The organism is Psychrobacter sp. H26, assembly GCF_059073035.1.
The window spans coordinates 1,763,179-1,777,197 of record NZ_JCACRW010000001.1; the positions used below are offsets into that span (position 1 = coordinate 1,763,179).

The 14,019-nt window shown below is 43.4% G+C and carries 13 protein-coding genes; 8 read left to right on the forward strand and 5 right to left on the reverse strand.

The genetic code is table 11. From position 1 onward, the window contains the following. The first annotated feature begins 480 nt into the window (after window positions 1-480). The 7 genes from AC5JPT_RS07300 to AC5JPT_RS07330 all read left to right on the forward strand — a co-directional run bounded on the left by AC5JPT_RS07300 (window position 481) and on the right by AC5JPT_RS07330 (window position 9,202). Window positions 481-1,767, forward strand: coding sequence for an efflux RND transporter periplasmic adaptor subunit (locus AC5JPT_RS07300; RefSeq protein WP_493857636.1), 1,287 nt, complete (start codon window positions 481-483; stop codon window positions 1,765-1,767). Between the two features lie 326 nt (window positions 1,768-2,093). Then, complete coding sequence (locus AC5JPT_RS07305; protein ID WP_058025471.1) at window positions 2,094-2,816, forward strand: response regulator transcription factor; 723 nt, start codon at window positions 2,094-2,096, stop codon at window positions 2,814-2,816. Between the two features lie 81 nt (window positions 2,817-2,897). Then, window positions 2,898-5,051: an ATP-binding protein gene (locus tag AC5JPT_RS07310; RefSeq protein ID WP_493857637.1), complete on the forward strand. Its 2,154-nt coding sequence runs from the start codon at window positions 2,898-2,900 to the stop codon at window positions 5,049-5,051. 254 nt (window positions 5,052-5,305) lie between these two features. After that, window positions 5,306-6,076 (forward strand): methionine ABC transporter ATP-binding protein, encoded by a 771-nt coding sequence (locus tag AC5JPT_RS07315; protein WP_493857638.1) that lies wholly within the window; start codon window positions 5,306-5,308, stop codon window positions 6,074-6,076. 19 nt (window positions 6,077-6,095) lie between these two features. Further along, complete coding sequence (locus AC5JPT_RS07320) at window positions 6,096-6,782, forward strand: methionine ABC transporter permease (RefSeq protein WP_493844299.1); 687 nt, start codon at window positions 6,096-6,098, stop codon at window positions 6,780-6,782. A 167-nt stretch (window positions 6,783-6,949) separates the two neighbouring features. Next, on the forward strand, window positions 6,950-7,915 hold the full coding sequence (locus AC5JPT_RS07325) for a MetQ/NlpA family ABC transporter substrate-binding protein (protein WP_493857639.1): 966 nt from the start codon (window positions 6,950-6,952) through the stop codon (window positions 7,913-7,915). 438 nt (window positions 7,916-8,353) lie between these two features. Further along, window positions 8,354-9,202, forward strand: a complete 849-nt coding sequence (locus AC5JPT_RS07330; protein ID WP_493857640.1) for an aldo/keto reductase — start codon at window positions 8,354-8,356, stop codon at window positions 9,200-9,202. Window positions 9,203-9,324: 122 nt separating this feature from the next. Here the strand turns inward: AC5JPT_RS07330 and ccmE are convergent, their stop codons facing one another. The 5 genes from ccmE to ccmA all read right to left on the reverse strand — a co-directional run bounded on the left by ccmE (window position 9,325) and on the right by ccmA (window position 12,743). Further along, window positions 9,325-9,825 (reverse strand): cytochrome c maturation protein CcmE, encoded by a 501-nt coding sequence (gene ccmE, locus AC5JPT_RS07335; protein WP_493857641.1) that lies wholly within the window; start codon window positions 9,823-9,825, stop codon window positions 9,325-9,327. 276 nt (window positions 9,826-10,101) lie between these two features. After that, window positions 10,102-10,323, reverse strand: coding sequence for a heme exporter protein CcmD (gene ccmD / locus AC5JPT_RS07340; RefSeq protein ID WP_319050921.1), 222 nt, complete (start codon window positions 10,321-10,323; stop codon window positions 10,102-10,104). Window positions 10,324-10,339: 16 nt separating this feature from the next. Then, window positions 10,340-11,128, reverse strand: a complete 789-nt coding sequence (gene ccmC, locus AC5JPT_RS07345) for a heme ABC transporter permease CcmC (RefSeq protein WP_319050922.1) — start codon at window positions 11,126-11,128, stop codon at window positions 10,340-10,342. A 205-nt stretch (window positions 11,129-11,333) separates the two neighbouring features. After that, the gene (locus AC5JPT_RS07350) at window positions 11,334-12,080 is read right to left on the reverse strand and encodes a heme exporter protein CcmB (protein WP_493857642.1); all 747 of its coding nucleotides are present in this window, start codon (window positions 12,078-12,080) and stop codon (window positions 11,334-11,336) included. Between the two features lie 33 nt (window positions 12,081-12,113). Continuing rightward, window positions 12,114-12,743, reverse strand: coding sequence for a heme ABC exporter ATP-binding protein CcmA (gene ccmA / locus AC5JPT_RS07355; protein WP_493857643.1), 630 nt, complete (start codon window positions 12,741-12,743; stop codon window positions 12,114-12,116). A gap of 161 nt (window positions 12,744-12,904) precedes the next feature. Between ccmA and AC5JPT_RS07360 the strand changes: the two genes are divergently transcribed. Further along, the gene (locus AC5JPT_RS07360) at window positions 12,905-13,972 is read left to right on the forward strand and encodes a hypothetical protein (protein WP_493857644.1); all 1,068 of its coding nucleotides are present in this window, start codon (window positions 12,905-12,907) and stop codon (window positions 13,970-13,972) included. Window positions 13,973-14,019: the final 47 nt, after the last annotated feature.

Genomic DNA, 14,019 nt, shown 5'->3' on the forward strand with positions numbered 1-14,019 from the left:
TCACAAAATCGAGCGTTATTCTTAGTATATTGGGCTTGTCACCCTACTCTTGTTTGTGGATATCAATCAAACTCATGTGAGCGCTGAAGACACTTGGGCATATTTTTAGGCATATTTTAAAATCAATCATCGCCAAAGCAAAGTAATCAAATCAATGTAGTAAACAAATTTACGATACTTTTGCATTATATAGAATCAATAGCCACATTGCTGAATAATTTGCGTTTGTGATAAAAATGTATCAGTGTATTTTATTATGTTTGTTTTAGCACAGTTATTGACCCTTTTCCAGTTATTCACGAATTAATATTCAAACTGTTGAGTATCAAAAACGACTGTTCTTATCTGACAAATCAATGACTTCTGTTGCTAATCTGGCAACAGGGCCTAACCTACTTAAGTTTGGCAAGTAGGTTGTACTCATTCCACCGCGTGACAATTCACTATATAATTAAGGTAATGACTATAATGGTAACTGCTATGACAGCCTATAAACATTCGAAAAAAAGCCTGTACTTGCTTGGTGCTTTATTGCTCGCTGCCTGCCAGCCGTCACCATCCAATAGTGAGTCAGCCGTTGCCGAAAACGAAGCCGCTATAGATACGCCGCTTGTCATTACCAGTGATAGCGTCACCATGACACCAGATCATATACTCAGCGTAAAACCTTCACGATATCAGCCAAGTCTTGGTCTGCAAGGTAATATCGAGCCTATTAAACAGACCTCGTTTGTAGCAGTACATCCTATAACCATCGAAAAGATCTTGGTCAGTGAAGGACAATGGGTAGAGAAAGGGGCACCGCTGCTTGTTTTTAGGCGTGTAGGTACTGCTAACGATGTAGCATCTACAGACAACGATACGGCAGCCAATGCAATCAAAGACCCAACGCTAGCAGACAAACAGCAGATAAATACTAACTCAAATACCAAAGCTGTACAGCCAACTAAAGACAAAGATATTGCGGTCGCAAAAGAAACCACCAATAACGTAAAGTCACCAGCGACAGACTCAATAACAACAAAGGCTGACGATATCGCTAATAGCAATGACGCTGACAGCAATAACGCTAACAACAGCGGATCTACCAACAATGAATCCGATAGCAACAGCGTAGACGATAGCGCCGCAACACCAAGTGGACAATACAACCTGATTACCATACATGCTAGTTTTTCAGGTCGCGTAGAAAACCTAAATGCTAAAGCTGGTCAAAAAATGATAGCGCGCGCCTCGTTATTGCAACTTAGTGATGAAACCAAACTGCATTTTGTAGCGACCCTACCTATCCAAGCAGAGCCACAACTTTCAGTGGGTCAAACCGTTAATTTTACGGTCGAGAGTATGACTGATAAATTTACAGGACAAGTCAGTAAACTGGTTCCAACCAGCCAACCAAAAAAACTCTTGGTTTATGTCAATGTCATTGACAATGAAGCCAGCCGTAACAAGCTACTGCCAGAGATGAAAGTCACTGGGCGAGTCAACTACGGACAAATAGATGTCGGTACAATCGTACCCAAGCGCGCGTTGCATGATGTTGACTTAACAGAGTTACAGAAACCGCCATATATGCCACTTAGACCATTAGCTGCTAATGTTTGGGTTATTGGGCAAGATCAGCGCTTGACACGTCAGCCTATCGAAGTTGTTGAGTACGATCCGACCACTCAGCAGTATTTGATCGCTGGGGTGAGTAACGATAGTTTAATTTGTTTGGCTGATTTACCTGTTGATTCTGAAGGGAAAAGAGTCATCGTGTCGTAGCAGCTTATCGCGTCAGTTACATTATGTAGAAACATTAACAAAGCCTCTCTTGTTTTGTAACAGCATAATTAGGCACTATGACGTACCTTATATAGCGTTAACCGAGTATTTTAGATAGCCTTTAATTTTAGATAGCCTTTACATGATGGCTTAGTCTTTTAGACATTTGAAAACTTAGAGGCTCGCCTGTTTAATTATTTTGTCTGTTTAATTGTATTGATGATTTAACTGCTTTAGAGCAAAAGTCATTAGAGCAATTATCATAATTAAGCAATTAGCGCATATTAGAGTTTTAGCAGATCATAACAACAACTAGAGGATATCCCATGAGCAAGCAGATTTTATTGATTGAAGACGATCCAGATTTAGCAGAGCTGATCAGTGACTATTTGACCATGAACTACTATGACGTCCACCATGCTGGTCTTGGTCAAGAAGGTCTCGATCTATTAGATACCAAAGAGCGTGATATTGATTTGGTCGTACTGGACTTGATGCTGCCTGATATGGATGGTATGCAAGTGTGCCAAAAAATCCGTGGCAACAAAAACAATATGACCAACAAAGTACCTATCATTATGCTAACTGCGAAAGGTGATACCACTGACCGTGTACTAGGTCTGGAGATGGGTGCTGATGATTATATCGCCAAGCCTTTTGAGCCACGCGAGCTTCTCGCTCGTATTCGTGCTGTCATTCGTCGTCACGAACAGCCAAATCAGGCAGACAGCCAGTCAGATAGCCTAACTTTTGGTCGTTTAAGTGTGTTCCCTGATAGCCATGAAGTGACTATCGATGATGAGCCTGTACGTCTGACAACGCATCAGTTCCAACTGCTGCATTATTTTGCCACTCACTCTGGCAAGGTATTAAATCGCGAGCAGCTATGGCAGGCAATGCCAAATGATGACAGCTCAGACAATATCGACCGTGCTATTGACGTTCATATCTCGCGTCTGCGCGCTCTGATTGAAGACAATCCGCGTCAACCAAAACGCATCATCACGGTACGCGGCGTTGGCTATCAATTTGCTACTGATCAAGTTTAATCTAATACAGTGGATCAATCAGCAACGTGTTAAGCTCAGACGTACCAGTCCACATCAGCGTCCGATAGTAGAGATTGTTTAATGCAGCAATTGGGTTTTCGTTCCGTATTTGCCAAGTTGTTTGCCAGCGTCATGCTGGCACTTACTTTGTTTGCCGTAGCGATGGTGTTGTTGACCCAATTGGTCCATGACAAAGATGCAGGCATACGGTCGGAGATATTAGCGACGCAGATCTTAGGACAAATCGATCCATTTTTACATGAATTAAATATCTCTATTAGTAAAGATAACCGTCTACAGTCGCGGTTCATGCTCGCTGTTGTCAAAAAAAGCTTTGATATTTTTGATGAGTCTCTTCAAGCAAAAATGGGCTTGTATGACAGTGAAGGTCGGATGCTCATGCAGACTGACAACAGTGACTTACCACTAGAATTACCGCCTACGCCTTCTTTGTTTTCACGTGTTTTTCCTTCGTTCGCAGATACTCCGCCTACCAAACAGGCGCAAGTATATAGTAGTACGGGCTATACGTTACTGTATGAATCACGTTTGCCACCCAAAAAACCTGTGCTGTCTGCTGCGCTAAATCTGTTTACTGGTACTCTATTGCTGCTCATCATTATGGCAGGTGTTCTCTGGCTCATAGCCCGTACCATGACCTGGCGCATCGATCAGTTGAGCCAGCAGATGACTCAACTGGGTGATGGCGATTTTACGGTTCGCGTGAATGCTCGGGGTAATGATGAAATCGCTTCACTCGCACGAGGCTTCAACCAAGCAGCGCAAAAAATTGAGCATCTTGTCGATGCCAATAACTTATTACTGGCACATGCTTCCCATGAGTTACGTACACCCATCACGCGTATTCGCTTACAGATCGAAATGATGGACATGTTAGCTGGTGCGTTGCCAACTGATACCAAAGCCAAATTTGATAAGCGCGCTCATGCCATCACTCGAGACTTATCGGGGCTCAATGACTTGGTAGAGAGTATCTTATTGGTCAGTCGTCTAGATGCGGGCCATGCCTTGCAACAGATTGAAGATTTAGACTTATATGACCTTGTCAATCAAGAGCGTCAACACTATCCTGAAGCGACCTTGATTGGTGAGCACATTATGATTGATGGTCAATCATCAATGTTGACTCACCTCATCCGTAATCTATTGACCAATGCTATGCTGCATGGCAAGCCGCCTGTCACTGTGCTTCTTTATGGGGTTCAAACTATCGAAGACGCTGGAGTAGTCCCTGATTATCTGTTGCAAACGGTACTCGCCAACAGTTTCACTGATTATAATAGCTTGGAATTTGATTCTTATGACAATCAGACTGATGTCACTGCGAACCATCAAAACAATCCAAGTGAACATGATGGCTATGATAATTATGAGCGAAACGATACTGATAAACCTGAATCAGTTGACCTCATAGATAAGTTACCAGCACCGCCGATATATATGAACGGTGAAAATGTGCCCGTTAGTGAAGATATAGATACTCATATAGACACTAATACAACGACTAGCGATAGTACAGATACTACTCTGACAGAAGATAACACTGATACTAGTAGAGGCTCAGTAAACCATTTAGGTATGCCAAAATCGGCTAATGACTCGTCATTACTTGCGAACTACCATAGCTTCACCAATGAGTTGACTGATAGAGTCAAAAAAGTAATGTGGAAAGCTGTTCCTGACTCTGACTCCGAAGCAACTACTAAAAATACTGACCACCCTATTCCTAATGGTACAGTCCAGTCTACAGATAACAAAACATTCATTAGCAAAGACACTCTCGAGAGTCACCGTCAGCAGAACACTGAAAATATGCTCAATGAAACAGCTAACACTAAAAACGCCAGTAAAGACAGCGCTAAAACCAATACTAAAAACAGCAATGACATATCAGCGCCGCCGCGCAAAGAAGGACTTTTTGCCAAGCATATGAAAAAGGCAAAGGCTGAACCTGTACGCCCGCAACCTAAATATGCAGTACTGGCAGTGATTGATGAAGGGACAGGTATCCCTGAAGAGAAACGCGAGGAAGTGTTTAGCCCATTCGTACGCTTACAGCAGAAGAACAAAGGTTCTGGCTTAGGTTTATCGCTGGTTTCACAAATTGTCACCGCACATCAAGGTCGCATCACTACCGATACGCTAAATGGTCATACTCGGTTCTTGGTTGCTATACCTGTCAAACACGATCCTCATTATCATCAGCATGATTGATCACTTATATTAAGAGTATAACGACTTTCGTTGTATTACCGCCCCTTCTACCTTCCAAACGCCCTATCCTTAATAGCTATTCATCATAAGCTGGACGCGGATGTGCATATCCAAAGTGCCAGATAATATGCTATATTACCGCCCCTTATTATACGGTTATTGACTGTCGTTGTTTTAGTTAGGCTCCTCGCATATCGATAGAGCCATAACGACGCATAATAATCACAAAAAATTTATTAAATTTTGAGCCCTCCATGAACGACATGATTGTCTTAAACGATGTGACCAAAAGTTTTTTAAGCGACCGATCAATCAAAGACAAAGACGGCAAACCACATTGGTTTACTGCTGTTGAGCCGACGTCTCTAACGATCAAGCAAGGCGAAATCTTTGGTCTAATGGGTTATTCAGGTGCAGGCAAATCGACCCTGTTGCGTATCATCAATATGCTTGAACGTCCAGATTCGGGTCAAGTCGTTATAGATGGTACTGACTTGACCACGTTATCTGCTAGTGAACTGCGTATCGCCCGTCACAATATCGGTATGATTTTTCAGCAGTTCAATTTGATGTCTAATCATACTGTCTTTGACAATGTCGCATTTAATTTGAGAGTGTCAGGCTATCCTAGCCGTGATATTCACAAGCGCGTTATGGACTGTCTTGAAATCGTAGATTTGACTGATCGAGCAGGTCATTACCCTGCTCAACTATCAGGTGGACAAAAACAACGTGTTGGTATTGCCCGTGCAATTGCCCCAAGTCCAAAAGTACTATTGGCCGATGAGCCAACCAGTGCACTAGATCCTGCAACGACTCGCAGTCTACTCACCTGTTTGCGCGATATCAATGAGCAACTTGGCGTGACTATCGTTATCGTAACTCATGAGATGAGTGTGATACGCCGGCTTTGCGATCGTGCCGCATTATTGCATCAAGGTCAGTTGTTAGAAGTAGCCGATGTACAAGATGGTCTGATTCAGGCAACCACCCCAATTGGCAAAGGTTTAGTCGTTGAGGACTAATGAGGCAGGAGAAATAGATATGTTAACTGGTACTGAATTATCCGCCTCTATAGACAAGCTGCTTGTTCTACGTAAAGAGATTATGAACGCGTTCGTTGATACCTTTATCATGCTTGGTATCTCGACCACGGTAGCCATTATCATCGGTGGACTGTTTGGCGTATTCTTGTTTTTGTCTAGTGATCGACAGTTTTTGCAAAACAAGACACTGTACGGTGTACTTGGTGGTATCACCAACTTTATGCGTGCCTTCCCATTTGTAATTTTGATGATTGCGATGAGTCCGTTTACCAAGGCTATTGTTGGCACAGGTATTGGTCCTATTGCGGCATCATTGGTACTGGCAATTGCAGGATCGTTTTATTTTGCGCGCTTGGTCGAGCAAAACCTACGTGAAGTGCCGCGCGGTATCATTGAAGCCACTGAGTCGATGGGCGCCAGGCCTTTTACTATTATAAAAGTACTGCTCAATGAAGCACGCTCAGGCTTAGTACTGTCAGTGACTATTCTTTGTATCAGCTTGCTGTCTTATTCGGCGGCGGCAGGTATGATCGGCGGCGGTGGTTTGGGTGACTTGGCCATTCGTTATGGCTATTATCGCTATCAAACCGAAGTCATGATTTTTATTGTGATTGTACTATCGATCATGGTCATATCAATTCAAGCCTCTGGTAACTGGCTTGCCAATCGTTTGGACAAACGTTAAACCGCTTTAGAGAATACTTGACATTACGAGCGACTAGGTTTATTTTTGGCAACACTCAATCCCATCTCAGCGCTCATAAAAAGCAGCATTACTATTTATAATGTTGCTTTTTTAATGTTTAGACAATAAACATTTTATTTAATCCCATTCATTATTAAGGACGTATTATGAAATTAACAGATATCAGCCGTCAGTTGGCCAGCGCATTTGCCGCTGTTGGTGTATCAGGTTTGGTCTTGGTTGGTTGCAGCAATTCATCAGCGCCAGAAGCGACCAAAGAACCAGTCACCGAAGGATCAACTGCTGAAACTGCCGCTAGCGATATCGATCCTGAACATACCAAAATCGTTATCGGTACCACTGAAGGCGATTTTGCTGATATGGTTCGTAACCAAGTGAAAGGTACACTAGAAGCACAAGGTTATGAAGTTGAGCTAATTGCATTTACTGACTATGTGCGTCCTAACCTTGCATTGGCTGAAGGCGATTTGGATATCAACATCTTCCAGCACAAGCCATACCTTGATACTTTCAAGACAGAGAACAATCTTGATCTTGTCGAAGTATTCCAAGTACCAACTGCACCACTTGGCATCTACTCTGGTAAAAAAGACAGCCTTGATGCTGCATTTAAAGGCATGAGTGTTTCTGCGCCTAACGACCCAAGTAACTTTGCCCGTGCGTTGGTCATGATGGATGATCTTGGCTGGATTACACTCAAAGACGATATCGATCCGCTAACTGCATCAAAAGCAGATATCGCTGACAATAGCAAATACGATATTGAAATCGTTGAGCTAGAAGCAGCCCAGCTGCCACGTGCACGTGACGAAGTAGACTTTGCAGTAATCAACGGCAACTATGCTACTGACTCTGGTATCGAGCTGACTGAAGCACTATTCCAAGAGCCAAGCTTCTCTTATGTCAACTGGTCAGCAATCAAATCTGCTGATACTGGCAAGAAATGGGTTGAGGATGTTACCAATGCTTATAACTCAGAAGCTTTCAAAAAGTACGCTCACGAAACGTTCCCTGGCTACAAGTACCCAAAAATCTGGGGTACTGACCACAGCGCGCATATGGGCACTGCCGAAATTGAAAGCGCTGACGCTCTAGAAGCTGCTGCTCAGTAAGACTTAGACTGCATATCCAAATCGTAAGTATTTAGGCTTTGAGTACCTGAGCTTTAAGTGTTTAAGTATATTTATGATTATGAACGTCCGTCACTTGATAGTGATGGACGTTTTTTTATGGCAACAACTATTAAGCTTTTTTACTATTGTATAACTTGTATGAAACCATCTGATTGTTAAAAGTCACGTTACAGCCTGTTTACCCTTTGTAGGGATGCGTCACTCGACCTTCCACTTTGTGCGCGTTTTTCTTATAGTAGACGAGACTGATTAGTGAAGCATTGACAATTAAATATCGACTTTTTAGAAATGATAATCGAACAAACTTTTTATCGCTTTAACTAAGCCTATCAAATAATACCAATCGCCTTACTATCAGTAATTATATCGAAATTAATCAATAACAATAGAAACTACAAATAGAACAAGGATAATAATATGAGTGCTAAAAGCTATACTATTCGTACCGCTGGACAAGCAAACATTCCCGTTCTAGGACTGGGCACGTGGCAGTCAACAGGACAAGATTGTATCGATGTGGTCAAAAAAGGCCTACAGATGGGTTATGAGCATATCGATACCGCCCAAGCTTATGACAATGAAAAAGAAGTGGGTGAAGGTATCAAACAATCAGGGGTGGCTCGCGATAAATTCTTTTTGACTACCAAGATTTTTCCTGACGATATGAAGTTTGAGCCAGAGAAGCTAAAAGCTGCTGCGCAAAAATCATTAGAAAATCTGGGCGTAGACTATGTCGATCTATTGCTACTACACTGGCCTGACGACCGCGTACCATTGTCTGAAACTATTCCTGCGTTGTGCGAGTTACAAAAACAGGGTTTGACACGTCACATCGGTGTTTCAAACTTCAATATTGCCAATATTATTGAAGCCAAAAAACATGCTGATGTGCCTATCGTAGTGAACCAAGTAGAGTTTCATCCGTTCATTAAGCAAGACACACTACAAACCTTTTTGAATAATCACCATATCTTGCTAGAAGCCTACTCACCGCTAGCACGTGGTGATGTGTTTGACAACGATATTATCAAAGAGATTGCTGATAACCACAATGTAACACCAGCGCAAATATCGTTGGCGTGGATACTATCAGACAAACACCGCGTTGCTATCCCAAAAACCTCGAATCCTGATCACTTACAAGGCAATCTAGATGCTACCAAGGTAGAGCTGAGTGCAGATGAGCTAGAAAAAATTGGTAAGCTTGCAAGCTCTGACGGTCGTAAGATTGAGCATCCTGATTATACTCCTGTATGGGATGACTAATGTGGCGAGTACTTCGTTAATTGATTGAATACACCAACAAAAAAGCCACCGATCATCGGTGGCTTTTTTTATTTTACATATTGTATATTTTATATACTCTATAGCTTAAATGCATACAGCCACTACTGTTGTAGCGTTTCAGTCTCGTGAATTTTTACGGCGGGGTTGTATTGCTCAGAAGAAGGCACTGCCCCGCTACGATTGTTTTCTTTCATAGACTTGGCAACTTCTGGTGGCATGTAGTTTTCGTCATGCTTAGCCAATACTTCACCTGCCACAAAGGTTTCGCCTTGCATCTTGCCAGTAGCGACCACGCCTGAGTTTTCAGCAAACAAATCTGGCAAAATACCTTGATAAGTCACGGGTACTGTCGATTGAAAATCAGTGATCGCAAACTCGACATTTAGAGGATTATCCGCTGCGCGCTGCACACTACCTGCAACCACCATACCACCAGCACGAATACGTTTGTCTTGAGGCGCTTCACCTTGAGCAATGGCAGTCGCATCAAAGTAGTAGTCAGTTTGCTGCCCGATAGCATAAATAACCAACATAACAGCTACGGCCGCACCTGCCAGCGTAAACATAACCCACGTCAGTTTTTTCCTACGAACTGCATTCATACCACTACCCCATCAACGAGTCGCTGTTTTATAAACCATAATCCGTCTATCAAACAGAAAAATTTGAAGAAACTACCATTAGAAAAACGTTCTGAAAATGTCTTTCTAATCGTACTTATCTAATCGCTATATGGTAGCATTTTTCAGACAAATCAATAAGCCTCATCATTGCCTATAAAGTCATATTTTTGTCAGTTTAAGGATACGGCGCCTTACAGTAAAACCATGATATTAAAATAATTTTTTATTCAGAGCCCTTTTTATTAAGATCTCTTTTTATTCAAAATTTTTGGTAGCAGGTGTTTGTGTTTTGGTAGTGCGTTGTGCCTGGCGCGCTTGTTGGATAGTGAGCTGTTTGATGAGCGCTTGGCGTTGTCTACGACTGTAGATGATAAAAGCCAATATTACACCGACGGTAATCGCCCAGCATGTCCATACAAAAACTCCATGCTTACCCATGGCAATGAACTCAGATATGCTATAAAAGTAGGGCTGCATAGTATATTCCTAACCGTTACTTGTGTTGACTACGAATGTATTCTTTGACCCATGCCTTGCCTTGATCACGGTTTAAAATCAGCGTATTGGTACGATAAATCGCTAATGTCGCAACCAGTAAATAGCTGCCGATAATCATTAGTAGTAGCGGCATCCACATATCTGCCGACATTTTGGGTGCTGCCGTCAAACTAAAGGTCGCCCCTTGATGCAAGGTGTTCCACCACTCCACTGAGTACTTGATAATAGGCAGGTTCACTGCGCCTACGATGGATAGTATTGCGGCTGCTTTACCACGATTGGCGGTATGCTCAAAAGCAGCAAACAGCGCCATGACGCCCGCGTATAGAAATGCCAATATGAGCATTGACGTCAGGCGCGCATCCCATACCCAATAGGTGCCCCATGTTGGCTTTGCCCAAATGGAACCTGTGAGTAAACTAATAACGCATAGCAAAAACCCCATTGGAGCAAGCGCCTGCGCGACTAAGCTGGCAGTCTTAATCTTCCATACCAAATAAATCACTCCCAGAACTGCAAGAGAAAAATAGATAGAAATAGCAAGACTGGCCGCTGGTACATGGATAAAGATAATGCGATAGCTATTACCCTGAAGATAATCAGGCGGCGCAAAAGCAAGGCCCCATACACTACCAATGAGCAAACAGATACTGGCTAATATCGCAAGCCACTTGACCCAAGGGCCAAAAATACGAAAAAACTGCTTGGTGCCTACAGTGGTCAAGAAACCCTGCCAAATGCGCTGCCACAAGCTAGGAGATGAGACGTTATTCAGGTTGGGCATGAGAATAAACCTATTACACAGCTTACTGGTTTTGACCGATATAGTGCAAAAAAGCACTCCTATTGGCTCACCTGCTGGCGTTAAACACTGGATAGAATCTACAAAGATCTGTGTACGTATTCAATAGACTATTATAGCAAAATTGCCCGTTTTCAACACGATGTTAATACGCTGGATTTGGACTACGGGGTTTTGGACATTCTAGTTAATTGAGCCATGACATTTTGAGGGTTGTTGCAATCACCCAAGGCATCACCAATACTGAGATAATGCTTCCTGCCAATAGTAGTGCTAATATAGGCAAACCGTTAAGTCCCGTGGCAAATAAGTCGACCGCGCCTGTCGCAAAAATCAATACGGGTAACTGCATAGGCAACGCAATCAAAGGCACCAACACTGCGCCATTCTTTAGTGACAGTGTCAGGCTACTGGCGACCGCTGATAGCATCAACAGCATCGGACTGCCTGTCACGATAGATGCCATCAACACCCATGCCTCAAACCAGCTCAGCTGAAACAAAGGCACCGCAAGCAAGCTCAGCACCGCCACAATACCACTGCTAAATATCCAGTGAATGACCAGACGTATCAGCACCCATAACGGTAGTGACGCTTTGGCGACGACCAATTGCGCAAGCGTACCATTATCAAGCGCAGGCTTAAATAAACCATCAACACCCATGACCAGTGACAATAATGCCGCGATCCAGACTGCCGATACACCAAGGCGCTGTAACAGCGCAGGCTCACTACCCACCGCTAGCGGAAATAAAGTAATAATCACTAAAAACAAGACTAGCGGATACAACCATTGCACCGCTCCTTGCTGCTTGACTTGCCATTCGCGGCGCCACAGCTGACCAAACCCAATCCCACGCGGTGTGGTGACGATACTCACGGGTTTTTTGCTTGCCACTGCAGCTGAGTTTGCTTGCGCTGGACTGTCTGTCATTATTCGTCCTTTCACATATACTAAGGGTATGAGCTAAACCATATAATCTGACAAGTCGAGCACCTGATTGGCCACACCGACTGCCTGATGACTGGTCATGAGTATCGACCCGCCAGCCTGTGCAAAGTCACATAGCCGCGCCTCCATTCTCGCCACCATATCGACATCCAGCGCTGTAAAAGGCTCATCAAGCAGCCATAATGGCGTCACATCAGGTGTCAGCAAATATAAGCGTGCCAGCGTGATACGCCGCGTTTGTCCCGCAGACAGATGACTTGAGCTGATCGTCTCAAACCCTTGTAGACCTACCCAAGTGAGCGCATCATCAATATCGGATGCGCTTGGGCTGATACCATACAAGTTCAGTAAGAACGTCAGATTTTGCGCGACGGTTAGATTGGGATGAATACCCAACTGATGCGAGACATAAAGAGGCTGGATAGGCAAGCTCGATTGATTCTGATAAGCAACTCCACCTACCAGAACTGGCAACAATCCTGCTAACTGCATGAGCAACGTCGTTTTTCCCGTACCATTTGCCCCAATAAGATGACAGATACTACCGGTAGATAAGTGCAATGAGACCCCTTCACACAGCGGTATCTCACCGCGCTGAACCGTCAGCTCGTCAAGTGTAAGTAAAGGCGTATCCAAAACCGTCATCTAAACCTCTGGTTATTTATCAAGTGGCAGTCAACATTCCTCACAAATAAAGGTAATGTTCATGGCATAATACCCTATGACCACCACAAACACACAGTATAACAAATTGTCGATTACTCTGACTTTAAAAAGTACAACCTCAAAAAATACGACCTCAAAATATGACTTTGAAACCTATGCAGACTTTACCAGATAGCCAAAACGACACGACTACTACCTCATCAACCAGCCGTTTAACAGTAGATAGCTTGATTGATGCTCAGATTGATTTTATGCAGCAGTGGCTGCATCAGCAGGCTGAACCTCTAGCGATGGAGGCGTGGCAATGGTTTGGGGCGCAGCCCTTGAGCAAATATATTAAATGCGAGCATTTACAGCATGTGATGAAGGACTGGCTATTAAGTCAGCCGATGACTGAAGTAATGCGCAAAGACATACGTGATATTTTGCACACCCTCATTTATCACCCGGTCAATGACAACGTGCCTTTGTCTGAGTTGGTCGATGATGTACAAGTTGAAACCCTTGCTAATTACATCGGTAGCCATGAACAGCAGCGTAACGTATTGATTCATACGCTGGTCGGCAACGAAACCTTTGCAGACCTACTGACCCAAACGCTCTATCATGCTATCAATGACTTTATGGATACCACACTTGATAAAGCAGGCGGCGTCGGTAAATTAATGAAGCTTGGACGCAGCTCTTTTGAGAAGGCAACCAATAGAAACCTCGATGAAAAACTGCAAACGTACTTGCATCGTAATATTAAAGATTTGACACGAAAAGCCGAAGTTAACGCACAAGAACACTTATCAAATAAAGAAGTGGCGCGTCTGATGGTCATGGGCTGGGATCGTATCAAAGATCAACCGATCAGCGAGCTGCAAACCTATCTAAGCGATGAGCCTGGCGATAGTAGTATTGATCATATCGAAGCCAGTATTCAGCAAAGCTACAACCGTCTCAGAGTATCACCGTATTTGCACAGCTTGGTGTCAGCAAGTATCGACACATGGTATGCCAATCATCAGTCTGACACAATGACAACTATCGCTGCGGGTCTGCACATTGATGACGATGCGATGCGTCAATGTAGTGCTTCGCTACTGCCTATCGTCAACGATGCTATTGATGCGCCTTGGTTTACCGCTCATCTACGTGACATGCTAGAAGCATTTTATGCGCAGCCTACTATTAAAGAAGGACTCGCGCTGAACCAAGATTAAGCTGTCGTTTTGCTTGTTTGCTATTTTAACTTCACTTACTTGTCAGC